Origin of the sequence: Actinomadura chokoriensis (genome assembly GCF_039529475.1) — a bacterium.
GTDB lineage: Bacteria > Actinomycetota > Actinomycetes > Streptosporangiales > Streptosporangiaceae > Spirillospora > Spirillospora bangladeshensis.
Genome location: NZ_BAAAMW010000006.1, coordinates 1 through 23,401, shown reverse-complemented (window position 1 = coordinate 23,401; position 23,401 = coordinate 1). Strand labels below are relative to the sequence as shown.

At 74.6% G+C, this 23,401-nt stretch carries 23 protein-coding genes; 9 read left to right on the top strand and 14 right to left on the bottom strand.

All coding sequences use genetic code 11. The features are described 5' to 3' along the window. Nucleotides 1-3 precede the first annotated feature (3 nt). Nucleotides 4-525: a hypothetical protein gene (locus ABFX46_RS15385; RefSeq protein ID WP_346042765.1), complete on the bottom strand. Its 522-nt coding sequence runs from the start codon at nucleotides 523-525 to the stop codon at nucleotides 4-6. 186 nt (nucleotides 526-711) lie between these two features. On the opposite strand from ABFX46_RS15385, the gene ABFX46_RS15380 reads away from it, so the two are divergent. Further along, on the top strand, nucleotides 712-1,386 hold the full coding sequence (locus tag ABFX46_RS15380; RefSeq protein WP_346042763.1) for a hypothetical protein: 675 nt from the start codon (nucleotides 712-714) through the stop codon (nucleotides 1,384-1,386). Between the two features lie 67 nt (nucleotides 1,387-1,453). Here ABFX46_RS15380 and ABFX46_RS15375 read toward each other — a convergent pair whose 3' ends face one another. The 6 genes from ABFX46_RS15375 to ABFX46_RS15350 form a co-directional block, all read right to left on the bottom strand. Beyond that, the gene (locus ABFX46_RS15375) at nucleotides 1,454-2,794 is read right to left on the bottom strand and encodes an alkaline phosphatase D family protein (RefSeq protein WP_346042762.1); all 1,341 of its coding nucleotides are present in this window, start codon (nucleotides 2,792-2,794) and stop codon (nucleotides 1,454-1,456) included. Next, a complete protein-coding gene (locus ABFX46_RS15370) occupies nucleotides 2,791-3,897 on the bottom strand; it encodes a hypothetical protein (protein WP_346042761.1) in 1,107 nt (368 codons plus the stop codon). The genes ABFX46_RS15375 and ABFX46_RS15370 overlap by 4 nt, the downstream gene beginning before the upstream one ends. Before the next feature lie 10 nt (nucleotides 3,898-3,907). Beyond that, nucleotides 3,908-4,147 carry a helix-turn-helix domain-containing protein gene (locus ABFX46_RS15365; RefSeq protein WP_346042759.1) on the bottom strand — a complete coding sequence of 80 codons (240 nt, stop codon included), beginning with the start codon at nucleotides 4,145-4,147 and terminating at the stop codon, nucleotides 3,908-3,910. Further along, nucleotides 4,144-4,692: a hypothetical protein gene (locus tag ABFX46_RS15360; protein WP_346042757.1), complete on the bottom strand. Its 549-nt coding sequence runs from the start codon at nucleotides 4,690-4,692 to the stop codon at nucleotides 4,144-4,146. The genes ABFX46_RS15365 and ABFX46_RS15360 overlap by 4 nt, the downstream gene beginning before the upstream one ends. Nucleotides 4,693-4,824: 132 nt before the next feature. Then, the gene (locus ABFX46_RS15355; protein ID WP_346042756.1) at nucleotides 4,825-5,094 is read right to left on the bottom strand and encodes a WhiB family transcriptional regulator; all 270 of its coding nucleotides are present in this window, start codon (nucleotides 5,092-5,094) and stop codon (nucleotides 4,825-4,827) included. Nucleotides 5,095-5,223: 129 nt separating this feature from the next. Then, nucleotides 5,224-5,460 (bottom strand): helix-turn-helix domain-containing protein, encoded by a 237-nt coding sequence (locus tag ABFX46_RS15350; RefSeq protein ID WP_346042755.1) that lies wholly within the window; start codon nucleotides 5,458-5,460, stop codon nucleotides 5,224-5,226. A 206-nt stretch (nucleotides 5,461-5,666) separates the two neighbouring features. Between ABFX46_RS15350 and ABFX46_RS15345 the strand changes: the two genes are divergently transcribed. Continuing rightward, entirely contained in the window at nucleotides 5,667-6,149 is a 483-nt protein-coding gene (locus tag ABFX46_RS15345) for a helix-turn-helix transcriptional regulator (protein WP_346042753.1), read from the top strand. 37 nt (nucleotides 6,150-6,186) lie between these two features. Here the strand turns inward: ABFX46_RS15345 and ABFX46_RS15340 are convergent, their stop codons facing one another. The 4 genes from ABFX46_RS15340 to ABFX46_RS15325 form a co-directional block, all read right to left on the bottom strand. After that, nucleotides 6,187-6,465 carry a hypothetical protein gene (locus ABFX46_RS15340; RefSeq protein ID WP_346042752.1) on the bottom strand — a complete coding sequence of 93 codons (279 nt, stop codon included), beginning with the start codon at nucleotides 6,463-6,465 and terminating at the stop codon, nucleotides 6,187-6,189. Between the two features lie 92 nt (nucleotides 6,466-6,557). After that, a complete protein-coding gene (locus ABFX46_RS15335) occupies nucleotides 6,558-6,869 on the bottom strand; it encodes a hypothetical protein (RefSeq protein ID WP_346042750.1) in 312 nt (103 codons plus the stop codon). Further along, on the bottom strand, nucleotides 6,866-7,420 hold the full coding sequence (locus ABFX46_RS15330; protein ID WP_346042748.1) for a phage tail tube protein: 555 nt from the start codon (nucleotides 7,418-7,420) through the stop codon (nucleotides 6,866-6,868). Before ABFX46_RS15330 ends, ABFX46_RS15335 begins: the two co-directional genes overlap by 4 nt. Before the next feature lie 23 nt (nucleotides 7,421-7,443). Continuing rightward, nucleotides 7,444-7,905, bottom strand: a complete 462-nt coding sequence (locus ABFX46_RS15325; protein ID WP_346042746.1) for a gp17 family tail completion protein — start codon at nucleotides 7,903-7,905, stop codon at nucleotides 7,444-7,446. A gap of 508 nt (nucleotides 7,906-8,413) precedes the next feature. Here ABFX46_RS15325 and ABFX46_RS15320 point away from each other — a divergent pair. The 6 genes from ABFX46_RS15320 to ABFX46_RS15295 all read left to right on the top strand — a co-directional run bounded on the left by ABFX46_RS15320 (nucleotide 8,414) and on the right by ABFX46_RS15295 (nucleotide 19,091). Further along, nucleotides 8,414-9,625, top strand: a complete 1,212-nt coding sequence (locus tag ABFX46_RS15320) for a hypothetical protein (RefSeq protein WP_346042744.1) — start codon at nucleotides 8,414-8,416, stop codon at nucleotides 9,623-9,625. Further along, nucleotides 9,622-10,164: a hypothetical protein gene (locus ABFX46_RS15315; RefSeq protein ID WP_346042743.1), complete on the top strand. Its 543-nt coding sequence runs from the start codon at nucleotides 9,622-9,624 to the stop codon at nucleotides 10,162-10,164. The genes ABFX46_RS15320 and ABFX46_RS15315 overlap by 4 nt, the downstream gene beginning before the upstream one ends. Continuing rightward, nucleotides 10,161-10,805, top strand: a complete 645-nt coding sequence (locus ABFX46_RS15310; protein WP_163060587.1) for a DprA-like winged helix domain-containing protein — start codon at nucleotides 10,161-10,163, stop codon at nucleotides 10,803-10,805. Before ABFX46_RS15315 ends, ABFX46_RS15310 begins: the two co-directional genes overlap by 4 nt. Continuing rightward, nucleotides 10,802-13,894 carry a coiled-coil domain-containing protein gene (locus ABFX46_RS15305; RefSeq protein ID WP_346042741.1) on the top strand — a complete coding sequence of 1,031 codons (3,093 nt, stop codon included), beginning with the start codon at nucleotides 10,802-10,804 and terminating at the stop codon, nucleotides 13,892-13,894. Before ABFX46_RS15310 ends, ABFX46_RS15305 begins: the two co-directional genes overlap by 4 nt. A gap of 75 nt (nucleotides 13,895-13,969) precedes the next feature. Next, a complete protein-coding gene (locus tag ABFX46_RS15300; protein ID WP_346042739.1) occupies nucleotides 13,970-17,329 on the top strand; it encodes a hypothetical protein in 3,360 nt (1,119 codons plus the stop codon). Nucleotides 17,330-17,396: 67 nt separating this feature from the next. Continuing rightward, the gene (locus tag ABFX46_RS15295; RefSeq protein WP_346042737.1) at nucleotides 17,397-19,091 is read left to right on the top strand and encodes a serine/threonine-protein kinase; all 1,695 of its coding nucleotides are present in this window, start codon (nucleotides 17,397-17,399) and stop codon (nucleotides 19,089-19,091) included. Nucleotides 19,092-19,098: 7 nt separating this feature from the next. Here ABFX46_RS15295 and ABFX46_RS15290 read toward each other — a convergent pair whose 3' ends face one another. From ABFX46_RS15290 to ABFX46_RS15280, 3 genes are read right to left on the bottom strand one after another with little or no spacing between them, the layout of a single operon-like run. After that, nucleotides 19,099-20,469, bottom strand: a complete 1,371-nt coding sequence (locus tag ABFX46_RS15290) for an MFS transporter (RefSeq protein ID WP_346042735.1) — start codon at nucleotides 20,467-20,469, stop codon at nucleotides 19,099-19,101. After that, on the bottom strand, nucleotides 20,466-21,311 hold the full coding sequence (locus ABFX46_RS15285) for an SDR family NAD(P)-dependent oxidoreductase (RefSeq protein WP_346042734.1): 846 nt from the start codon (nucleotides 21,309-21,311) through the stop codon (nucleotides 20,466-20,468). Before ABFX46_RS15285 ends, ABFX46_RS15290 begins: the two co-directional genes overlap by 4 nt. Continuing rightward, nucleotides 21,308-22,651, bottom strand: a complete 1,344-nt coding sequence (locus ABFX46_RS15280; protein ID WP_346042732.1) for a flavin-containing monooxygenase — start codon at nucleotides 22,649-22,651, stop codon at nucleotides 21,308-21,310. Before ABFX46_RS15280 ends, ABFX46_RS15285 begins: the two co-directional genes overlap by 4 nt. Before the next feature lie 139 nt (nucleotides 22,652-22,790). On the opposite strand from ABFX46_RS15280, the gene ABFX46_RS15275 reads away from it, so the two are divergent. Next, the coding region (locus ABFX46_RS15275; RefSeq protein ID WP_487046966.1) for an RsbRD N-terminal domain-containing protein at nucleotides 22,791-23,401 on the top strand (611 nt) is incomplete at its 3' end.

The window sequence follows — 23,401 nt, the reverse complement described above, 5'->3', positions numbered from 1 at the left end:
GCGTCAGGTCTCCCTCAGTTCTTCCTTGAGTCTGACTATGTCCTCAATCACTTCTTCGATGCTCTTCTCGGCCATATTCGCGGCCGCCTCCAGGCGTCTGTTAGCCCTCTCCAGCAGCGCTATCGCTTCAGCATCGGCCTGACTCGCGTTCCTCAGATGACGTGTTGGGTTCTGATGTTCCCCGGCCTTTCTCCGGGAATTTTCCGCATCCTCGCGAGCCTTCAGAGCTTTCTCGTAATCACGGCGTCCCAGCGCCTCCAGTCCCTCACTGGTCTGAAGTTGTCGCTTCCTCTCCCGCCAGTGATTGACTGATAGCTTGCGCAGATAATCTGACACATCAAAAAGCGCGAAATCAGCTTTGATAAGCTTGAAGTCACCACTGATCGCGCCAATCATTGCCGAGAGCGCGACCGCCTCCAACTTGAGACCGGTACCCTCTTCTTTATGTGATGCAGTCTTGTCTTTCGCGGCACTCTCTAGGCTCGCAACCCGTTGTTCCAGCGAAGGTTCAGGCGTGGGTCCCATATATCCCTCCGGAGCCGACCAAGTGATTCAGGATTCGACCAAGGCTTCTTCTCGAGTGATATTGCTGCGCCCCGGCGAGGGGCCGCCATCGCGATGAACGACGGATCTCACTTCCGTGCGGCCGTTCGGCATGGTAAAAGTCCTTGCACCGGGCGATCGGCGCCTCGATCGAGCGAGAAGAGTCACGTGACGAGTTTCCGCACCTCCCCCGACGCCCTGCGGCTGTCGACGATCTGGACGTACTGGGCGGGGACGGCCGGTTTCGCCGTGTCGGCGGTCTGGGCCGGCATGGGGCTCCAGTTCGCCATCCGCGACACCGTCAACTGCGGCGGCAAGTACGCCGACTGCACGACCGCTCAAGGGACTCAGGTGGCCGGCGGGATTGCGTCGGTCTTTCTGTTCCTCGCGGCCCTCGGCCTGTCGGCCTATCTCCGCAGCTTCTGCGAATATCCGAGGCACGAACTATTCGAGGGCCATCAGATGCACCGCCTCATACCGCTCGGGGCGTGGGCAATAGCGTTCGTCGACACGGTCCTCGATATCGGGACGCCGGGCACGTCCGGCACCAGGACGGCGCTCGCCCTCGCCGCCTTCACCATCGTGTTCGTCGTCCTGTCGGCCGACCTCTTCTGGGGCGCAACGAGGACTCTCCTCGAACCACTGGACATCATTCGTGGTCGAGTCTCCGTCTCGGCGTTGATCAATGCCGAGACATCTCCCAAGCCGTCCGGCGAGGCCCCGGTCGAGCTGGAGGTCCGCATTGCGCGGTGGGATCGGGCAATGATCACGTCGAACGTCATCTACGTGCTCGGCGGGCTGCTGCTGGGGTATTCGGCCTATGTTGCCCTGATGCCCGGCTGAGCGGCCCCGGGGCCGTGCCGGCGTCCATGGCTTTATCCCGCGGGCCTCCGGCGTGCTACCAGGGCCGTCAGTGCCACTGGCCGGCGTGGCGGTCGCGGCGGGGGGCGGGGTGCCATTGGCCGTTTGTGTAGACCTGGGGGTGTGCTGCCGACCATTTGTCGTTTTGGCGGACCTTGGTGGCGGATCCGGGGAGGGGGCCTGGGAGTAGGTCGCCGAATGTCTTGGTCAGGGTGATGAGCGCGGTGCCGGTGTGGTCGTAGCCGGTGAAGGCGAGGGTGATGCTTGAGCCCTCGTCGGTGATCTCCGCCCAGCCGTATTGGCCGGTGCCTTCTGGGTTGGGGACCCAGCCGTGGCTCCAGGACTCGGGGTTGAAGTACAGGCCGCCGGTACCTTGGAAACCGGTCTGGTCTAGGGCCGCGCCTACCAGTTGTACCGAGCCGTTCGGGCTGTGCGAGCCGTCGTCGGCGGCGAGGGTGTGCATGTCGGCCGACAGCCACACCATGCGGCCGGCCAGGCCGGGGATGCTCGCGATAAAGGCGTTCAGGTCGGCGAACTCGGTGGCGTAGGAGCCCCAGCGGTCGGGGGCGCCCGGGCGGTGCGGGAACGACAGGAGGACGAAGATCAGCGGCTCGGTCGAGGCGGCGAGCAGGTCCTTGAACCACTGCCTCTGGGCCGCGCCGAGCACGCTCTTGTCCGCCCCGTCCGGCAGGGACGGGTCGCTGCGCAGGGTGCGGGTGTCCAGCTGGACGAAGCGGCAGCGGCCGATCCGCCAGGTGCAGTAGAGGCCCGTGGCCGGCAGCGGGTAGGTGGCCGGGTAGTCGCGGGCGTAGCGGTGGGCGGCGGCCGCGTTCGGCGAGCCCGACCATGAGCCGTTGCCGCAGAAGTCGTGCTGGTCGTAGGTGTAGAGGGTCGGGCATTCGCGGACCAGGCGGGAGAATCGGGGTTGTGCCAGGGACGTCCGCCACAGGTAGCGTGTGACCTCTTCCGTCTGGGGGTCGTTGTAGCCGAGGTCGCCCAGGAACAGGCCGAACATCGGGTCGCGGGCGAGGATCGCCTCGTAGACCGGGTGGTCGGAGTCCGTGCGGCGGTCGCCGGCGAACCAGAAGCGGATCGGCGCCTCCGCGCCGTCGGGGGGTGCGGTGGTGAAGCGGCCGCGGGAGAGCGGGTCGGCCAGGAGGGTGCCGTCCGCCTCCAGGCCGTAGTAGTAGGGGGTGCCGGGCGCCAGGCCCGTGATCACGTGCTTGGCGAGTCCTTCGGCGTCCGGGACGACCGGTGCCGAGTAGAGCGGGGCCGTGAGGTCCTGGGTCGTCGAGACCGCCCAGCGGAGCGAGGCGGTGCCGGACGTGCGGGTGGACAGGCGCATCGAGGTCGGCGTGGGCGCCCCTACCCACGCGTGGTGGACGCTCATCGCCGCTTGAGGGCCACGAGGAGCCCGCTGCCGTTGTCGGGGTCGGACACCGCGCCCGAGCCGTCGAAGTAGGCCGCGGACTTGTCGCCCGTGCTGCCTGCGGCGGCCTGCGGGAAGTCGACGACCAGGATGGACGGCGCCTTCGCCGTGCCCTGGGACAGCTCGAAGTGCCGGCGGACGGTTCCCGGCGGGTCGGTCACGGTGGCGGTCGTCGTGCCCTTCTCCAGGAAGAGGCCGACGACGACGCAGTCGTCCACCGTGGTGGTGATGGACGGCGCGGTGGTGATGTTGGTGCGGCCGGCTCGGGTGCCCGCGGTGCCGATCGCGTCCGGAGACGTCGCGGCGCCGCCGTACACGGCGATCACCATCGTGCACAGGCGCGGGTTGCTGAGCGTCACCGGCGGGGACTCGTCGCCCGCCTCGTAGACCCGGTACCAGTACCCGGCGAGCGTGTCGCCCTGGCCGATGCCGCCGGGGGTGGCCAGGGGCGTCCAGCCTGGTGGGGGCGTCTTCAGATAGTCGCCGCCGCCAACGTCGGCGGACATGGCGAGCAGCATCATGTCGCCGGGCTGGACACCGCCCGGCAGGGGGCAGGTCGTCCCGGCCGTCGAGCCCGGGTTGAAGATCGATGACGACGCCCGGAAGGCGACGGGCCCGGTGGAGTCCCCGGCCGAGGTGTCGAACCAGACGTCGCCGTCCTGGGGCGTCACCGGCTCCAGGGCGCCGGCCGACAGCCGGCCGACGCCGAGCAGCTTCTCCTCCAGCGCGGCCAGCCGCATGTCGAGGCCGTCGAGCTGCCCGTCGACGTCGCTGGCGAGGATCAGCCGCCGCGGCCCGGAGCCGTCGGAGGACGCCGACGCCCACATCGCCCGCACGCCTTCGGGACCCTGGCTGATGATGGGGATGGCTCCGTTGTCGTCGGCGGTCACGATGCCGCCCGGAATCGCGGTGCCCGTTGCGTCCAGCAGGTCCAGGTACTGCTGGCCGGCGGCGGCGGCCGACCAGAACGTTACCGGGGCGTTCGCCTCCAGGCGCAGTTCCCCGCCGTCGCCGCGGCCTACCACGTAGTCGGCGATGCCGCCGCCGAAGCGATATCTCGCCATCTTGTTCACCTCACGATTGGTGTCGGGTGTCGGAAGGGCCGGGTGATCCGGCCGGGGTGCGTCTGCCGCCGCGGCGGCGGGTGTCGCGTTCGGCGATGAGGAGGTCCAGTTCGCGGACGAAGACCCGGCGGCCGATCCGCACGACGGGCAGATGGCCGCGGCTGATCCACTGGCGGACCGCCGGGACGCCGACGCCGACGCGCTCGGCGGCCTGCGGCACGGACAGGAAGTTGCGGGTCAGGTCGGTCATGACACCCTCCGCCGGGTGGGCTGCGCCGGGGCGGGCGCGGTCCAGTCGCAGGCGGCGCAGCGAACCTCGTCGGCATCCGCGCCGTGCGCGAGCGTCATCAGGTCGCACTGCGGGCACGGCACGGCGGCGCGGCGCGGCGGCGCGGTGCGGGTGCGGGAGCGCAGCCGCCGGTGCAGGTCGAGCACCTCGCGGCCGAAGTCGGCCGCGCCGTCGAAGCTCAGGATCCCGTCGAGGTGGTGGGCCAGCCAGGCGACGGTGCCCGCGAGGGTCGGCGCGTAGCGGCCCCGGCGGGGACGGGGCGGCAGGCCGCGCGCCTCCCGGTAGGCGTCCTCCCAGCCCAGCAGCGTGTGCAGCAGCTCGTCCAGGTCGTCGACCGCGGCGGACGGAGAGGGCCGGGTGCGGGAGCCCGACACCTTCTCCCCCGGCCCCGGCCGCCGCTCGTCCAGCGCGGCGCCGACCTTGGCCGCGAGGTCGTCCAGCTCGACGAGGCGCGCGCGCAGCAGCGACTGACAGGGGCGGCACCACACCGGCTCGCCGGCGCTCACCGGCCGCGGCGCCGACGGGTTGCGGTGACGTGACGGCCGGTTGCACGGACCGGGGCAAGGAAACATGAGGCTCCTCAGGGCGGGTCGGGCAGGCGCCGGGGACCGCGGGTTCGCGCGGTCCCCGGCGCGGGTTTATGCGGTGGTGGTGAACAGGTCGCGGGTGAGTCGTGTGCGGAGCCGGGCGGCCGTCCGCTCACGGTCGGTGGTGCCGCCCCAGATGCCCTCCAGGGCCTCGTCGGCGACGGCGTAGCGCAGGCACTCCTCGCGGACCGGGCAGCCGGCGCAGATGCGCTTGGCGGCGGCGACCCCGGCCCGGTCGGACGGGCGGACGAAGAACGCGTCCGGGTCTGCGCCGCGGCAGGCCGCCGACGCGTGCCAGGCGGCGGAGAAGTCCAGGTTCACGGTTCCTCCCCCGCGATCCGGGCCCGCCGCCGGCGGGCCCGCCGGATGCCGGCGCGCGGCTCCCTCGGAGCCGCCGGACGCCCGGTGCGAGGACGACACTGTGCTCTCGTGCGCACCCGCGCTCCCCTCTTACGCAACGTCTTGACGGTCTATGTTGGTTATTGACGGCAGATCGACCCGCAACGCCGCCGCGATGCGGTCGGCGACCTCCCGGGACACCCGGTTCCGCCGACCGGTCTCCAGCATGCAGAGGTAGGAGGTGTCCACGCCGGCCAGCGCCGCGACGTCCACCTGCCTGAGTTGACGCTGGTTGCGCAGACTCCGCAACGCTCCACCGTCGATATGGACGAATCTCTGATGTTTCATGACGTCAAATTAAGGCAACAGTCATGCGTGCAGGTAGGTTAACTTTTCACGCTCTCTATGAGAAAGATCACACTACGAAATGATCTCGGCGGTAAACCCTGGATAGTCCGTGCAGCTCACCGGCCTGACCGGCAGTATCGGTACTCGCCGGGGGCAGCGATGTGTCCGCCCGGCGCATTGACGACCGGCTGCGACAGAATGAGGCGATGCCCATGCAACGTCACGCGACCGTGGGTGAGGCCGTGGCCACCCGGCGGGTCCACCTCGGGATGCGCCAGCGCGACCTTGCGACGGCCGCGGGTGTGTCCGAGACGACGATCCGCAACATCGAGGCCGGCCGCATCGGCGGCCGGCCGACGAAGTGGCCGCTGGTCGAGCTGGCGCTGCGCTGGGCGCCCGGTTCCTTCGAGACCCTCCTCGCCGGGGACCAGCCGCGGGAGATCGCGCCTCCCGCGGCCCCGTCCCCGGCCGACGCGCCGTGGGCCGACCGGCTGCCCACGCGCATCCTCGACGAACTCACCGAGCACGAACTGTTCGACTCCGCCGTGCTGGACGTCGGCGACGACCTGCGCGTGATCGTGCTCGCCGTCGAGGCCGGACGCCCGCCGGCGGGGCGGGCGGGCCGCCGCCGCCGGGTCGAACGCTGGGAACGCGTCCTCGGCCGCCTGCGCGACTCGGCCGTCGACTGACCCCGCCGAAGACGACGCCCATCGACGTACGGTCCGGTCACAGAGCCGCGAAGAAGATCGCCAGCTCCTGTGGGCTCGGGTTCCCCGTCGCCTCGTTCTCCCCCGGCTCCTCCGGCTGCGTCCCGGGGCGGGGCACCGGTTCGGGACGCGGGGGCTCCGACTCGCTGTGGGCGCAGGTGAACAGCCAGTTGCCGATCGCCAGATGATCGACCACCGTGGCGAGCAGGTGCTCGCCCACGCCCCAGGTCGCCTCCTCGCCGTGGAGGGCGCGGGCGAGCGCGCTGTCGCGCGGCAGGTGCCGGATGAGTGCCAGCACCCGCCGCGCGGAAAGCGTGCCGCGGTGGTGATCGAGGAGATCGACCCCGTAGTAGCGGAGCAGGTCGGCCTCGATCGCCTCGGCGTGCTCGGTCAGGAGCTCGTCGAGGCCGATCCTTCCCCCGGGAACATCCCCGAGTCCCGCCCGTACGCCTCCACCAGCGCCTGGACGTCCTGCACGCTGACCTCGTGCCGCTGGAAGCGCTCGTACTGCTCCTCGCCGAGCAGCAGCTCCAGCATGCCGGCCACGTCGGACGGGTCGAGGTCGGCGAGCCGCTTGACGATCTTGTGCGGCAACTCGGTGGAGAGCGAGTAGCCCTCGCCGTCGATCTCGAACTCCCAGCGCTGGCCCAGCGCCTCCAGCCGCTGCGCGCGGGCGGCGTTGACGCTGTAGCGGCCCGTCACTTCGTCATCCAGCTGGCCAGCGGCTTGGGCGTGGCGGCGTCCGAGGCGATGGCGTTGATGGTGACGCCGAGCTTGACGGGGGTGTTCTTGGCGAACTGCACCTCGTCCATGTCGGTGACCACGCCGCGCGGGACGTAGAACCGGGTGAGGGTCTCGCCGTCGGAGAACTCCAGGCCCAGCGCGAACTCGACCGGCACCGGCGTGGCCGACATGTCGTACCGCAGGACGCCGTCGACGTCGGGGGTGAGGGCGGTGTCGCCCGACCCCATGACGAACGGCAGCGTGTCCGCGTTGATCTGGATGAGCTGGAACTTGACCGTCAGGTCCCTGTCGCTCTGCACGAACCGGACCGCGGCCACGCTCTGCCACGAGTCCACCGGGTCGAGCTTGTCCTTCTTGGTGAACTTGATGCCGTCGTTCGTGGTGTAGCCGAGGTCCTTCCATTCGGCGCCCAGCGCCGTTCCGGGAACCGCCATGTCGGTGTTCTTGGGCGCGATCAGCACCCGGCCGGTGCCGGCGACGCGGATCTCGGTCGCGTTGATTCCTGCCATTTCTCTCTCCTTAGCGTCCGCTGCTATTGCAGCCGGATGAGCAGCCGAACATTGAGGGCGTAGCGGGTGCGTTCGGGTTGGTTGCGGTCGGTGAGGCGGCGCAGGCCCCGCAGCCCCGCCTCCTCGGTGACGTCGGTGACGACCGAGCCGGGGATCGAGGTCTCCGGGAGCCCCGCCAGCAGGGCCCGGACGCGCCGCATCAGCTCATGCGCGGCGGTCGGGCCCGGCCCGTAGGTCTCGATGCGGACCTGGGCCTCGTCCAGCACCGCGTACTCGCGGTACGCGCCGCCGTCGCGGATCAGCACCACGGCGGGCTGGGTCCCGTCGTTGCCGACCGGCAGGACCGGCCCGACCGGCACGCCCGTCAGCTCCGGCCGTGCCGTCAGGTAGTCCCCGACGAGGGCCTCGGCGTCGGGGAACACCGCCGCCACCGGGGCGTCGCCGGGCGGCACGGCCGCCCCGGCGGCGTCGAAGGCGATCGCCAAAGTGCTCTCCTTCCTTGTCGTGCGGGGCCCCGGAAGGCCGCGTGCCGGGGGCGCCCGATCGGTCATGGGTCGATCCGGGCGTCGCGCGCCGGACGCGGCCTTCCGGGGGGTTCTCCGGGCGGGGACGCGAAAGCCCCCGGCGGCAAATGCCGGGGGCTCGGTCGCGGCGGCCGTTCTCCACATGGAGCGCCGCCGTCGGCACCGATGATGACGGCGCGTCCGCCGCCTCGGCAATTGACCGGTGCGACGGCGGCCGCCCGTCCCGGAAATACGGAAGGCCACCGTCCGCGCACACGTACGATGGCCTTCCGGCGGCCTCTTCGAATAAGAGAACCACCATCGAGAACGATGATGACGACTTTCCCGGCGGCGCTCAATTGACTGGCCGTCCGGCCATTCCGCAAAGGCGCGGCCGACCGGTCCCGGGAGCCGCGGCCGGCGGTGCGGGCCGGCCGGACCGGTCCTTCGATTCTGCGTTGGACGCGCGGGGGTCGTAGCGTAGTGCGCCGTGTCCCCCTCCTCCGAGAGTGCCGCGGCCAGCCTGGACGACGTCCTGGTCGGCGAGGCGGTGCTGGGCGTGTACCGGCAGATGTTCGCGGCGCTGGCCCGCGACAGCGGGGCCGTCGTCGACGACCCGGAGCTGGTGGACGTCGCCGAGACGCTGCTCGCGGCGTTCGCCGACGCGGGCGAGGACGGGCTGAGCCGCGAGCAGATGCGGTACGTGTGCCGGCGGTACCCGGCGGAGGTGTTCGAGAACCGGCTGCGGGTGCTGAAGGGGCTCGGCGCGGTCCGGGAGGTGTTCCCGAAGCCGAACCAGCTGCGGTACCGGGCGTCGTTCACGAGCGTGGTCGGGCTGATGTTCGTCCGCCGGATGATGCTGGACGGCGGCCAGAGCGAGATGCACCGGCTGCTGGCGCTGGAGCAGCTCAACGTCGCCGACCCGCGCATGACGCCCGAGCAGGCGCGGGACGGCGCGGACGGGCTCGCGCGCGCGTTCCGGCTGTGGAGCGTCGAGCTGGTCACGCTGACGAACGGGACGATCGAGGAGCTGCGCGAGCAGGCGCCGAAGCTGTGGGGGACGGAGGAGATCCTGCTGCGCGCCGAGCGGCTGCACGGCGCGATCCTGCGGCGGTGGCCGCAGCTCGACCGGACCTGCACCGACCTGCGCGCCGCCATCTACGCCTACGGCGACGCGTCCCGCCGCGCCGCGGCGCGCCTGTCGGACTCGGCGGGCACCACCCGCAACCTGACGCTGCTGCCGCCCGAGACGTGGCGCACGTTCACGCGGACCGCGTCGCGGGAGGAGCTCGCCGCCGTCCTGGACGGGTTCGTGTTCGACGCGGCGGCCCCGTGGCACGAGCCGTCGGCGGTGGTGACGGCCGTGGAGGACGGGCCGCGCGCGACCCCGCCGCGTCCGGCGCCGCCGCGCCCGTCGGTGCCCGACTCGGGCCTCTCGGGCGACACCGGGTCGGACACGGCGGCGCTGGAGCGGCTCCGCGACATCGCCGAGCAGATCCTGCGCGGCCGGGACCGGGTCGCGGTCGAGGACGTCCTCGCGCGGGACTGGGCGGCGGCCCGCCGCATGCTCGCCGACCTCTCCTCGGCGCACCTGCACCCCGAACTCCCCTACCGGCTGGTCTGGTCGGACGGCCTGGCCGTGCGCCCCGAGGGCTCCCCGACGTGGGTGTCGCCCGGCTGGTTCGAGAGGACGGGCGCATGAGCGTCGACCCGCACGTGCTGGCCCGCGCACGCGCGCGGCTGCTGGGCGGCCCGTCCATGCCCGCGGCCGACCCGGTGCCGCCGGGCACGGTCGCCGCGACGGACGGCGACCGCGTGTGGCTGCTGCCCGCATGGCCGGACGGCGCGACGCCCGCGCTGCTGGAGGAGTACGAGACCGCCCCCATGCCGCTGGACCGCGCGGGCCGGGCCCGCCGCGTCCTCGCCGCCGCGCTGCGCTGCTGCTGGACGCGCCTGGACGACGCCCCCTGGCCGGGCTCCCCCGCCGCCGTCGCGGACGCCCTGGACGTCTACGCGGACATGTCGCGCGGTGACGGCGACCTGTCCCGCCGCTGGGCCACCGGTGAGCTGCGCCGCCTGCACGACACCGGCTGGCTGCTCCTGGACGAGCCCGCGGGCACCCTGCGTCCCGGCCCCCGCGTCGCGCTCTGGCCGGAGGGCTCCCTGGCGTCCCTCCGCGACCTCCTCCACCGCCTCCCCGAACCCGGCGGCGGCGACGCGGCCGAGGAGGGCGCGGGGTGAGCGAGCTGTTCGAGGGGCTGCTGCGGTCGTATGACGAGCGGCGGCGGGCCGAGCTGGTCGCGGCCTACATGGCGGTCGAGCACGCGGCCGAGCCCGTGCCGGAGGTGCGGTTCGCGGCACTGCGCGAGCCGGCGCTGCGGCGGACGGTCGAGGGGATGCTCGCGCTCAGCGGGCGGACGCTCGTCCGGTCGGAGCAGACGCGGTGGACGTCCGGCTACCGGGACGAGGTCGCCGAGGAGCTGGCCGCGGACCCCGCGTGCGTCCTGCCCGTGCGGGAGCGGGCGGTGCTGACGCTGGTCCTGATCCATTCGGTGGCGATCCCGCGCGCGGCCGGGCTGCTGGAGGACGACACGTGGGTGTCGCCGCATCCCACGCCGCTGGACGAGCTGCGCCGCCGCACGCAGCTCCCGGTCACCGAGCTGGAGGCGTCGCTGCGGCGGCTGCGGCTGGCGGGCCTGGTGGCGCAGGTGAAGGCGGGCGCGGACGACGCCGGCGGGTTCGTGCCGGGGCCGCAGTTCCACCGGCTGACCGATGCCGCCCGCAGGCGGCTTCAGGAGGAGCTGATCCTGGCCGCGGGGCCGGACTCGCCGCTCGCCGCGGCGATCCGGGCCCGGCGGCGGGGACGGGGGGAGAGCACATGACGGCCGTCACCGAACCGTTGCCGACCGCGCGCGACACCCTGCGCGGCACCGAGAACGTCGTCGGCGACCGGACGCTCGTGGCCGTGCAGGCGGTGAACATCTCGCGGCTGTCGACGCATCCGGTGCCGACCGTCCCGGGGACGCTGATCGTGGTGGCCGGGCAGGGGCCGAAGGACTCCAACGGCGCGGGCAAGTCGTCGTTCATCGCGGCGATCACGGCGCTGCTCGGGGACGAGCAGTGGCGGTTCGCGTCGGGCGCGCGGGCGGTCGCGGAACTGCTGTTCAACGCGGAGCTGGCGGCGCAGGGCGACAGCCAGTGGGCGAGCGCCGACCACGGGTACATCGTCGGCGTCTTCGACCACGCCGAGCCGGTGGAGGACGGCGGGGCGGTGACCGTCTGGCTGCGGGTGAACGCGGACGCGCCGCACCTGGAGATCCGGTGGCGGCAGGGCGTGTACCTGGCGTCGGCGCCGTCCGAGGCCGACCGGGTGGCGCTCGCCGACCGGCTGTGGGCGAGCCTCCCGCGCAGCGCGGGGCGCCGCGACCTCGTCGCGAAGGACCTGGGCCGCGTCCTGTACGGCGGGCAGGTCAGGTGCGTGTCGTTCCTGTCCACCTCGGTGCGGTCGAAGGTCGCGACGAACCTGCTGTCGCAGCCGCTGAACGAGATCAGCCCGGAGCGCATCTTCAGCGCGATCGCGGCGCTGACGGGCCTCGACCGCGAGCTGGAGGCCGAGCGCAGATCCCGCGCCGAGGAGCACCGGGAGCGCGCCAAGGCGGCGGAGGCGACCGAGCGGCTCGCCGAGTGGGAGCGGGAGGCGGCGAGCCTGCTGAAGACGTTCGACCGCCGGGACCGGGCGCGGGACGAGGTGGCGGCGGCGCTGCGGCACTGGCGGACGCGGCAGGCCCGCCTGCTCGTGGACGCGGCCGAGGCCGACGCCGCGCACGCCGCCGAGCAGGAGCGGCTGCACCGGGAGGGCGAGGAGCTGGCGGAGTCCGCGAGGGCGGCGGAGCGGGAGATCGAGCAGCTCACCGGCGGCGCGCTGGACGCCCGGCTCCAGGAGGCGCAGGCGGCGCTCGCCGAGCTGAAGGGGCAGGCCGGCCAGCTCAGCGCCGACAAGGCCGTCGCCCGCAACCGCATGGACGAGCTGCGCCGCCAGATGTCGGCACTGGAGGAGCGGCGGCGCGAGTCCGACGGACGGGACGGCGACGCCGCCCGGGCCGAGCTGAAGGAGGCCGAGGCGCGCCGCGACGAGGCCCAGCAGGAGTTCGGGATGGCGAGGGGCGCCGTCGCGCGCGCGGAGCGGTCCCTGGCCGAGGCGGAGGCCGGTGAGGGCAGCGCGCCGGAGCAGATCCGCGCGCTGGCCGCGCAGGGCATCGCGGCGGTCGGCCTGCTGGACGCGGTCGAGCTGGCCGAGGACGTCCGGGCGCGCTGGGAGGCGGCCCTGTGGCCGTACCGGGAGGCCGTCGTCGTCGGCGCCGGTGATCTCGACGCGGCCGTGCGCGCCCTCGCGGGCATGCCCGGCTCCATGATCGTCCCGGCGGGGGGCGACGGCCTGCCCGAGGGCGTGAGCTGCGAACTCGCGCTGGGACGCTTCCTCACGGCCCTCGACGGCGACGGCACCGGCGACGGCACCGGGACGGTCGTCATCGGCGGCTTCGCCGAACCCGTCACCGGGCGCGTCGCCCGCGTCCAGGCGGCGCGCACGGCGCTGGAGGCCGCGCAGGAGGCGCTCGACCGCGCCCGGCAGGCGACGTCGGACGCCGCCGCCGACGTGGCGCTCGCCGGGCGGCGGCTCGCCGGCGCCCGCGCCGCCGAGGAGCTGGACGAGGTCCGCGAGCGCATGGCGGAGCTCCGCGAGAGCCTGGAGGAGCTGGCGAGCGGAGAGTCCCGGCTCGGTCCGCGGCTCGGGTCGGCGGAGCAGGCACTGCGCCGCCTCCAGGCCAAGGCCGACACCCGCGCGCTGGAGACCGACCGGCTGCGCGGCCACAAGGACGCGCACGACCGGGAGCGCGCCAGGGTCCGCCGGGCGTCCGCCGACCTGGCCGACAAGCGCGCCGCGCTCGGCCTCGACGACCTGGAGAAGGGCTGGGGCGGCTCCCGCGAGGCCGCCGCCGAGTGGCTGGGCGCCCTGGACGACGACGAGGCCACCTGGACGCCCGCCGAGTGGTGGCACACCGCCGAGAAGCACCTGTCGGAGGCGCTGCGCCGCGTGTTCCCCGACGGCCCGTCCGACGAGGACATGCCGGAGGAGATCCGGTTCCTGCTGCGCGAGCGCGCCGAGGGCGAGGGCCGCCGCACCGACCGCGAGCAGGCGACGTTCGCCCGCCTCGCGCAGGCCCTCGACGGGCATCTGCGCCGGCAGGAGGACTACGAGAAGCACCAGCGCCGGCAGATCGAGGTGCAGCTGTCGGGGCGCCGCACCGACCTGGAGAAGGCGCAGAAGGGCGCGACGGAGGCGGCGGGCGCGGCCGAGGCGCACCGCACCGCGCTGACCGCCGCGATCCGCGCCCGCCTCCAGCGCGTCGCCGAGGAGTTCGAGAAGCTGGACGTCGCCTACGGCGGCTACGGCGCGACCCTGGAGTTCCCGACCCCCGAGCAGCCGGGCGACCCGGAGCAGGAGTGGCGCTGGCGGGTCACGCCGAAGTGGCGCCGCTCGGACGGGCAGCGGTACGTCCCCTACAACCGGCGCGCCAACACCGCCCTCATGGACGAGAAGGCCGTCAAGCTCGTGTGCGCGGCGGCGCTCGCGAGCTCCGGCGGCGGCCGCCTCTGCCTGGTCCTGGACGAGCTGGGCCGCAACCTCGGCAAGGAGCACCGCAAGGAGGCCGTCGCGCTGTTCCGCAAGATCGGCGAGACGCACGGCATCACGGTGATCGGCGCCCTGCAGGACGACATGGAGCCGTACGCGATCGACGCCTGCGGCCAGTACGTGAAGCTGCGCCGCTCGTCCGACACGATGCCGTACAACGAGCCCCCGGTCGTCGTCGGCTACGACGAGCACGAGCCCCGCGTCCGCATGCTGGCCGACCAGATCACCGCGTCCCGCCCAGACGAACCGGAGCCGGGCGAGGCGCGCGGCGACCGGTGACCGCGGGCCGGGGCCTAGGCCCGGACCGCCGTAAATCGCATGAAGTCGGGCGGCGGATCCGCAAGGATGCGCGCCATGCGTGCTGATGATCTCCTGGCCGACGTCGAACCGCTGCCGTTCGGGGAGCGCTGCAGCCGGCTGGCGGACCTGCGCCGCGCCGCGGGCACGCCGGAGCTCGTGGCGCTGCTCGGCGTCCTGGCGGAGCGCGGCCACTACGAGCGGTCCCTGGCGCTGTTCATCGCCGCGTCCGTCCGGGACGAGGCATCGCTCGCCCACATCGTCCGCGCCGTCGGCGACACGGACGCGGACATCGCGGCCTCGGCGATCCGGTCGGCCGTCCGTTACGCGACCGGCCCGGAGCCGTTCCTCACGGCCCTCGGCGACGCGCCCGCCGCGATCCGGTCCGCGGTCTACGGCGCCGTGCGGAAGTGGCGGCGCACCGATCTGGCGGACGCGCTCGTCGGGCCGGTCGCCGACCGCTGGGGCGCGGCGGAGGCCGCCGCGCTGCTGCCCGCGTGCAGCACCGGGGTCGCGGCGGAGCGGATCGACGCGGTCGCGGGCGCCGTCCCGAACTGGGCGGCCGTCGGCCGCTCCCATCCCGGCGTGCTGCTGGACCACGCGGAGCGGCGGCTCGCGGACTCCTCCGGCCCGGTCCGCGCGAGCTGGTGGGCCTGGCACGGGCCCGGCGTCGCCGCGGCGGCGGCGCACGACCCGGGGCGCGTGATCGGGCTGCTGGAGCGGTTCCCGGAGGGCCGCGGCCTGCCGATCGCGCTGGAGGCGAAGGCGGGGCTGCTGCTGGACGCCGAACCGGTCCGGATGCTCCGGCTGCTGACCTCCGAGCGGTACCGGGGAGCCCTCGGCCGGCTGCTGCGGCGCCGGTCGGTCCGGGACCGGATGGCGAAGCTCGGCGACGACGACCTTGAGCCGGCGGCCCGCGCCGTCCGCGGCGACGACGGTGCGCTCCGCCTGCTGCTGAAGGCGTTCCCGCCGTCCCGCCGGGAGCGCGTCTTCGAGGCGGCGACGCGCGGCGTCGACCTGTCGGCCGCCGAGCTGGACGAGTCGCTCCTGGACGTCCTGCCGCACGCGGTCCGGATCCGGGAGGCGCGCCGGATGCTGCGGCTGCGGCGGATCGCCGAGACGCCCGCGCGCTACTGGAGCACCACCGCGTTCCTGCCGTACGCGGAGGCGCTGCCGGTCCTCGACCGGCTCATCCGGCGCCCGGACGCCGACGACCGCGCCACCGGATACGCGCTGTTCATCGCCTGCGCGGGCCGCACCCGCGATCCCGGCACGCTGACCACGGCCCTGGAGTCGCTCGTCCGGCTCCGCAACGAGCAGGACCCCGTCCGGTACTCGGCGCTGAACGCCCTGGCGGACGTCCCGGAGGGCCTGCTGCGCGGCGAGCACGCGCCGGTCGTCGGGCGGTTCGCCGGCGACGCGCTGGCCGCCCGCGACTGCTCGTACATGACCCGGCACGCGCTCGGGCGGATCGCGACCGCGTTCTGCCGGCAGGGCGCGATCCGCGACGACGCCGGCCTGCTCCTGGCCGGGCTGGAGCTGGTCGAGCGGCTGGTCGGCGACACCGGGACCCTCTACCTCGGACGCCTCGACCGGGTCCTGCGGCACGGCCAGGAGCACCGGCTCGCCGACGCGCTCGCGCCCCACCTCGACGCCGCCGCGCGCCGCGACGACCACCGGCTCGCGCTGCTGCTCGTGCGGGCGCTCGGCCGCCGCGCGCACGGCGTCCCACGTCTGCAGGACGCACTGGAGGCGGCCCTCGACGCGCGCGGCGACGCCGTGCTGCGGCAGGCGATCGAGCTGTGGCTCGCGCCTCCCGGCGCCCGCGCCGGACGTGTCGAGCGGGTGCTGGCGAAGGACGCGTCGGCCGTCGCCGTCCAAGCCGTCCTGGCCGTGATCGCCCGCGAGCGCACCGACCTGCTGCATCTCGTGCTCACCGGGAGCACCGCGCCGGGACGGTTCCAGCGCGCCGACGTCACCTACGTCCCGCGCGTGGAGGCGTCCTGGATGCGCCGCTGGACGTCCCGGCAGCGCGCCGCCTACCTCGACCTGCTCGACCGGGTGGCGGGCGACGACGAGCAGCCGGACGCGGCGCGGGCGAGCGCGGTCGCGGCCATCGGCACGGTCCCCGGCGCGGGCGCCGCCCGGCTGCGTCCCTACCTCGACTCCGCCGACGACTCCCTCCGCCGGGCCGCGCTGACGGCCGCAGCGTGGACGGCGTCACCGCGGGCCGTCCTGCCCGACCTGCTCGCGCACGCCGGCACGGACCACGCGCACGTCGCCATGTACGCGATGACCCGCGCGGCCCGGTTCGTCCGTCCTGCGGAGCTGGCGGCGCTGCTCGGCCCCGCCCTCCGCGACGGCAAGATCACCTCCCGCAAGGAGGCGCTGCGCATCCTGCTGGGCAACCGGGTGCCGGGCGCACAGGACCTCGTCACCGCCGCCTGGGACGACCCCTGCCAGCACCGGGACGTCCGCGCCGCGATCGTCTCGGCGGTCCGCCCGCACCTGGCCGAGGACGCCGCGCGGCGCATCCTCGCCGAGGCCGCGGACGGCCCGCGTGATCTCGCCCGGCAGGTGCTCGGCACACCGCCCCGGGCGGTCGAGGAGCGGTTCCGCGGCTTCTACGCCTCGCTCGTCGTGCGGGTGGCGCGCTCGGCCGACGCCGAGGCGCGGGCGGCGGCGTTGCCGGCCGTCCCGCTGTGGGCGCGATGGGCGCCGGACGCCCCGGCGGCGGTCGCCGCGCTCGTCGGCGACCTCGGCGCGACGAGCGGCTGGCGGCAGGCCCTGGACGCGCTCGTCGGCTGCGTCACGGCGGGCTTCGGCGCTGCGGAGCTGGGCGCGGTCGCGGCCCGGCTGGCCGCCGCCCCCGACGAGCCGAGCGCCGATCCGGAACGGGATCTGCCCGCGTACCAGCGGCTGTCCGCGCTGGTCGGCGCGGTCCGCGACGCGGCGGGCCGGGACCGCGACTCGGCCGGGGACGCCGTCGCCGCGCTGGACGGCCGCCTCCCCGGCGTCCTCGCCTGCGAGCTGGCAGCCGCGACGTTCCGCTGGGACGGGCCAGGCGTCGGCGAGGCCCTGGACGCCCTCGCCGGGCGCTGCGCGGGCGGCGCCCTGGCCGTCCGGCGGGTCGCCGAGGCGTTCGTCCCCTGGGCCGGCGAGGACTGGGACGACCACCCCGGGTACGCCGCCATCCCGCACGACGCGCCGGATCCCGAGGACGTGCTTCCGCACGCCGAGCGGCTGGCCGCGCGGGGCGACCTCGCCGGCGGCCTGTTCGCCGCCGCGCTCACCGGCGGCCACGCCCCCCGCGCGGGCTGGCCCGCCGAGTGGCGTGCGCTGCTGCGCGCCCTGCGCGCCCACCCCGAACCGGACGTGGCGTTCACCGCGAGAGGCGTCATGACGTCGCGGGAATGACCAAACCATCCGCGGGCGCGCTGCGTCAGATGGGTGGATCTTTCAGGTCGGACCCGAGGGGTGGCCGGTGGCGGAGTGGCGGGTTTCGGAATTCGACGAGGTGCGCGAGCTCGGCCGCGGGGCGCAGGGCCGGGTGGCGCTGGCCCGGCACGGCACGTCCGGAACCCCGGTCGCGATCAAGTACCTGCCCGCCGGCGCCGCCCCCGAGGCCAAGGACGCCTTCCGCAACGAGGCCCGGATGCTCGGCCGCGTCGACGACCCGCACGTGGCGCGGCTCTACCGGCTGGTGGAGCACGAGGACGGCGCGGCGCTGATCATGGAGGCGGTCGAGGGCGTCTCGCTGAAGCGGGTGCTGGCCGAGCACGGCGCCCTCGGCCCCGAGGCGGCGCTGCTGGTGCTGAAGGGCTCGCTGCGGGGGCTGGCCGCCGCGCACGCCGCCGGGGTCGTCCACCGCGACTACAAGCCCGCCAACGTCGTCGTCCGCGCGGACGGCCTCAGCAAGCTCATCGACTTCGGCATCGCCGTGTGGACGGGCGAGGGCGACCGGTCGGGCACCCCCGTCTACATGGCGCCCGAGCAGTGGCGCGGCGAGCCCGCCGCCCCGGCCACCGACGTCTACGCCGCCACCTGCGTCTTCTACGAGTGCGTGACCGGTGAGCGGCCCTACCGCGCGGACGACCGGCTCGCGCTGATGGGGCTGCACGCCACCGCGCCCGTCCCGGCGGAGAACGTCCCGGAGCCGCTGCGCGCGCTCGTCCTGCAGGGGATGTCCAAGGAGCCCGCCTACCGGCCGCCGAGCGCGGCGCACTTCGTGGGCGAGCTCGACCGCATCGCCGTCCAGGCGTACGGCCCGGACTGGGAGCGGCGCGGCGTGCGCGCCCTGGCCCTCGCGGCGGTCGCGCTCGCCGCGCTGTTCCCCCTCGCCGCCGCCGGCCTGGTCCCGGCCGGAGCGGGCGCCGGAGCCGTGGCGGCGGGCGCCGGCACGGCCGCCGGGACGGGCGCCGGGACTGCCGCGGGGACGAGCGGCGCGGCGGGCGGCTCGGGCGGCTTCCTGTCCGCGGTCGGCGGCAAGGCGGGTGTCGCGATCGCGGGCGCCGCCGTCGCGGGCACCGCCGCCGCCGGTGTCGGCGTCTACGCCGCGACCCGTCCCGACGGCGGCGAGGCCGCCGTCGCGGCCACGCCGTCGCCGCCGGGGCAGCGGATGTCGTTCGGCGGGCTCTCGGTCACGGTCCCGGTGGAGTGGCGGCGCACCGAGCTGACGGACCTACCGGGCGACCCCAAGGGCAACTACTGGGTGAGCACCCCCGGTGCGTGCTCCCCGCAGACGCAGGGCGCCACCCCGCCCGGAGGGCGGAACGCCAGGGTCTACCAGAACAACTGCCCGGGATTCCTGGTGATCGGCGAGCCGTGGCACAACGACGCGACGACCGGCTGGCGCGGGTTCGCCCCGACCGGCCCCTGGGGGCCGGAGACCGAGGCGTTCCGCGCCTGCCCGCGCCGGGGCGACCTCAACGGCATCGGCACCGAGGCCGACCGGGAGAAGCCCGCCCGCACGGGGACCGCCGCCGTCGGGACACGGCGGGCGCAGTACCGCGAATGGCGCCTCAACTGCGTCTTCTGGAGCGGCGCCAGGCAGTTCCAGCCCGCCGGGGTGACCTACGTCCAGCGGTACTGGTACCTGGCGGAGCCGAGGCTCCTCATCCTGGACGAGTGGAACACGCCCGGCCTCGACACGATCCTCGCCAAGGCGGCGTGGGCCTGACGGGCGGCTACCCGGCCGGCGCGTGCGCGCGGTCGAGGGAGAAGCGGGCCTGGAACGCCACGGCGACCGCCATCAGCGCGGCGGGGACGGCGGTGACGCCGACGAGGATCGCCAGCAGCGCCGAGTCCGACTGGACGATGGCCCGGCCGTCGGTGGTGGAGACGAAACCGCCGATGGCGAGGGCGGCGGAGTACACGTACGGGCCGATGGCCGTGCCGGTCGCGTCGGTGGCGGTCCACACGCCGGTGTAGGCGCCCGCGCGCGCCGTCCCGCGCGACTCGGCGGCGGCCACCACGTCCGGGACGAGCGAGAACGCGAACAGCTGGAGGCCGGCGAAGGCGGTGCCCAGCACGGCGATCACCGCGACGGTCGCGGGCAGGCCCATCGCGTCGCCGGGCCACAGGGCGAGCGGGCCGAGGACGAACGCGCCCTGGCACACCAGCAGGGCGCGCTGCTTGCCGGTCCGCTGCGACACCTTCTTCCACACCGGCCCGGCGACGGCGGCGGGGACGAGGAAGGCGCCCATGAGCACCGCGGTCAGGCCCTCGTCGTCCAGCATGTACTCGGTGTAGAAGGGCACCGCGGCGAGGAACAGGTGCGTCGTGACGCTCGTGAACAGGTAGGAGAGGGCGAGCGTGCGGAAGTCCCGGTCCCGCCAGGCGATCCTGACGTCGGCGAGGACGGACGCGCCGGCCGCGGGGCCGCCGTCCCCGTCCGGCACCCGGAATCCGCACCGGTCGGTGAGCCGCCGGACGAAGACGACCGCGACCGCGCCGGTGGCGACGAGCACGCCGGCGAGCAGCACCGACATCCGCGCGTAGTCCCCGCGCTCCCCCGACGACACCAGCGCCGGGGCCGCGACCCCGGCGCCGAGCAGGCCGACGGTGAGCAGCAGCATGCGGTACATGAACACGCGGGTGCGCTCGTGGTAGCCGATCCGCAGGTCGGACGGCGTCGTCAGGTACGGCACCTGGAAGCACGCGTACAGGACGTTCCCGGCGATGTAGAAGCCGCCGACCCACAGCGCCGCCGACCATCCGGAGACGCCGGACGGCACCGAGAACAGCCCGATCCAGGCGAAGGCCAGCAGCAGCCCCCAGCGCAGCATCCCGCGCCGGTGCCCGGCGCGGCGGGCCTGCCGGTCCGAGAGCGTCCCGAACAGCGGATGCGCGACCGCGTCGATGATCTTCGGCAGCAGCAGCGTGAGGCCGGCGAGGAACGGCGAGACCCCGAGCGTGTGGGTCATGAAGTACAGGAGCAGCAGGCCGGGGACGGTGACCCACACGCCCATGCCGAGCGAGCCGGCGGCGTAGCCGGTGAGGTCGAGCGCGCGCGGCCGGGCGCCGGTGCCGGTCCGCGCCGACGCGGCGGTGCTCACCCGCGCCCCGCGTGGCGGCGCACGGCGCCGGCCGCCAGTTCGGCGCCCGCGAAGGCGCCCGAGCGCAGCCGCGCGCCGAACGTGCGGGCGACGATCCGGTCGGTCAGCGCGGGCAGGTGCCGGGCGAGGAAGAACTCGACGGCGCCGCGCCGGGTCGTCGTCACGTCCCGGCGGGGGCGGCGGGACAGGGCGGCGAACAGGACCGCGTCCACCACCCCGTCGAGCGGCTCGTAGCGGCTCATCCCCTCCAGGGAGAGGCCGGCCGCCGCGGTGGAGTCGTGGATCGGGCTCCGCACCGCCGACGGGTACACGCACGTCACGCCGACGTGGGTGCCGATCTCCATGCGCAGCGCGTCCGCGTACGCCACCAGCGCCCGCTTGGACGCGCCGTACGCGGCGGCCAGCGGCAGCTGCATCACGGCCATGCGGGACGACAGCATCACGACCCGGCCCCGCGACTCGACCAGGGCGTCCACGCACGCCGCCGTCGTCCGCCAGGCGCCGAGCAGGTTGATGTCGAGCTGGCGGCGCACCTCCTCGCCGGGCGGCAGCTCGGCCGGGGCGGGGCCGCCGATCCCGGCGTTGTTGACCAGCAGGTCGAGGCCGCCGAGCCGCTCGACCGCCGCCGCGACGGCCGCCGGGACGGCGTCGTCGTCGGTGATGTCGCAGGCGAGGACGTCGAACGGGTCGTCCGGCCGGGGCTCGACGTCGAGGCCGACGACGTGCGCGCCGAGGCCGGTCAGCCGGGTGCCGATCGCACGGCCGAACGTCCCGGACGCGCCGGTGACGATCACCCGCATGCCGCGGGGGTCGCGGCCGCCGGACGGGCGGGGGGTGCTCATGCCGCGGTCTCCTCTCGGTGTGCCGGGGTGAACGGCGGGGCGCCGCCCCGCACGAGCCGGGCCCGGCCCGCCGCCAGCTCGCGGGGCAGATCCGCAACATACCGGTCGAAGTCGACCCGCATCATGGGCCGCCGGTCGCCCCACCGCGCGGTCGCGGCGCGCAGCGCGCGGGCGGTGTCCCGCCGCCGCTCCGCCGGGGCCGGCAGCGCGTAGGCGCCGGAGAAGTAGGCCGCCGCGAGCTTGGCCTGGGCCTCCACGATCGGCAGCGCCGCGCCCGTCGACTGCATCAGCCCGACGAAGGCCAGGCTCGGGTCGTCCAGATGGAAGACGCGCTTGAACAGCGGGAGCCGCTCGGGGTCGTCGCCGACCAGGTCGCGCGACAGGAACGGGATGCTGACCCGGTAGCCGGTCGCCCAGACGACCAGGTCGACGGGATCGGCGGTGCCGTCGGTGAACACGACCTCCCCGCCGTCGAAGCGGCGGATGCCGGGCCGTGCCTCGACCTCGCCGTGCGTCAGCCGGTGCAGGATCGTGTCGCTGATCGTCGGATGGTTCTGGAACAGGCCGCCGGACGGCGCCGGCAGGCCGTAGTCCTGCGGGCGGCCGACGGCGAGCCGCAGCATCGTCTCGGCGACGCGCTGCCTGATCCGCCACGGCAGCGCGGCGAGGGCGCCGCCGGTCGCGTCGGACGGCCGTCCGAACAGGTACTTCGGGACGATGTGGACGCCGCGCCGCGCCGACAGCAGCACCGGGCCGCACGCGACGTGGGAGGCGTCCACGGCGATGTCCATGGCCGAGTTCCCCATGCCGACGACGAGGACCCGCTTCCCGCGGAAGACCTCGGCGTCGCGGTAGCCGTGCGCGTGCATCCGCGCGCCGGCGAAGTCGCCGGGCGGCGCCGGGTCGGGCCACCGCGGGTCCCAGTTGTGGCCGTTGGCGACCACGACGGCGTCGTAGCGCTCGGCGTCGCCGGACTCGGTGGTGACCGTCCACCGGCCGTCGCGCTCCACGGACGCCACCGGGCTGTTGAAGCGGATGTGCGGGACGACACCGAAGCGCTCCGCGTAGTCCGCCAGGTATCCGGCGACCATGTCGGCGGACGGGTAGTCGGGCCAGTGCCGGGGCATCGGGAAGTCGGCGAACTCGGTGCGCCCCTTGCTGGTGTTGAGGTGCAGGGACGCGTACGCGGGCGACTGCCCGCTCCCCCGCGCCCACAGCCCGCCGGGGCGGTCGCCCCGCTCGTAGAGCACGGCGTCCGCGCCCGCGTCGCGCAGGGCCTTCCCGGCGGCGAGGCCGGCGGGCCCGGCGCCGATCACGGCGACACGGCGGGCAGAGGTCATGGGCGCGCTCCCGGAGACGGCGTCGGATTCACGGCTGTCGGCTTGTGGTGGCCTCCAACCCTAAGGACCGCCGCCGCCCGCGAACATGGAGGAGGCCACGCGTTTGGCGGTCGAGGTTGTGGCGCACCACAATCGGGCCATGGAGCAGAAGGACGCCGACTGGTCGCCGCTGATCGACCTCATCGAGCGGATCTCCCGCGAGGAGGACCTGCTGCCGTCCGTGGTCGCCGGGGTGACCTCCCTGGTGCGGGAGGTGTCCGTCCTGCCGCCCGCCGACATCGCCGGGCACACCCGCGCGCTGCTCGCCGCGGCGACCCGGGCGATCGCGGCGCGGCGCGGGCCGACCGAGGCGGAGCTGGCGTTCGTCGCCGAGCTCGGCGTGACCCGCGCGCGGCAGGGCGTGCCGGTGGAGGCGGTGCTGAGCGCGATCCACGTCGCCGAGCGCGCGATCTGGTCGCGGGCCCGGGAGCTCGCCGCCGCCGAGGGCGTCGGGGACGGGCTGCTGCTGGACGCGCGGGAGCTCTACGACGACTGGGCCGAGGCCGTCCGGACCCGGCTGATCCGGGCGCACCGGGAGGCACGGCGGGCGGCGGGGGCCGGACCGGAGCGGGAGGAGCGGGACGCGGCGCTGCTGCGGCGCCTGCTCGACGGCGGCACCGCCGCCGCGCTCGCCGCCGCCGAGGCGGGCCTGCCGCGGATGCACGCGCCCTTGGCGTTCACGCCCTGCTTGCGCGAGCGCACCGCGATCTT

Excerpts from the sequence above, each read along its gene's own strand:
- ABFX46_RS15385 (WP_346042765.1), bottom strand. The coding sequence starts at position 525 with ATGGGACCCACGCCTGAACCTTCGCTGGAACAACGGGTTGCGAGCCTA.
- ABFX46_RS15375 (WP_346042762.1), bottom strand. The coding sequence starts at position 2,794 with ATGAGCGTCCACCACGCGTGGGTAGGGGCGCCCACGCCGACCTCGATG.
- ABFX46_RS15370 (WP_346042761.1), bottom strand. The coding sequence starts at position 3,897 with ATGGCGAGATATCGCTTCGGCGGCGGCATCGCCGACTACGTGGTAGGC.
- ABFX46_RS15365 (WP_346042759.1), bottom strand. The coding sequence starts at position 4,147 with ATGACCGACCTGACCCGCAACTTCCTGTCCGTGCCGCAGGCCGCCGAG.
- ABFX46_RS15350 (WP_346042755.1), bottom strand. The coding sequence starts at position 5,460 with ATGAAACATCAGAGATTCGTCCATATCGACGGTGGAGCGTTGCGGAGT.
- ABFX46_RS15345 (WP_346042753.1), top strand. The coding sequence starts at position 5,667 with ATGCCCATGCAACGTCACGCGACCGTGGGTGAGGCCGTGGCCACCCGG.
- ABFX46_RS15330 (WP_346042748.1), bottom strand. The coding sequence starts at position 7,420 with ATGGCAGGAATCAACGCGACCGAGATCCGCGTCGCCGGCACCGGCCGG.
- ABFX46_RS15315 (WP_346042743.1), top strand. The coding sequence starts at position 9,622 with ATGAGCGTCGACCCGCACGTGCTGGCCCGCGCACGCGCGCGGCTGCTG.
- ABFX46_RS15305 (WP_346042741.1), top strand. The coding sequence starts at position 10,802 with ATGACGGCCGTCACCGAACCGTTGCCGACCGCGCGCGACACCCTGCGC.
- ABFX46_RS15300 (WP_346042739.1), top strand. The coding sequence starts at position 13,970 with ATGCGTGCTGATGATCTCCTGGCCGACGTCGAACCGCTGCCGTTCGGG.
- ABFX46_RS15285 (WP_346042734.1), bottom strand. The coding sequence starts at position 21,311 with ATGAGCACCCCCCGCCCGTCCGGCGGCCGCGACCCCCGCGGCATGCGG.
- ABFX46_RS15280 (WP_346042732.1), bottom strand. The coding sequence starts at position 22,651 with ATGACCTCTGCCCGCCGTGTCGCCGTGATCGGCGCCGGGCCCGCCGGC.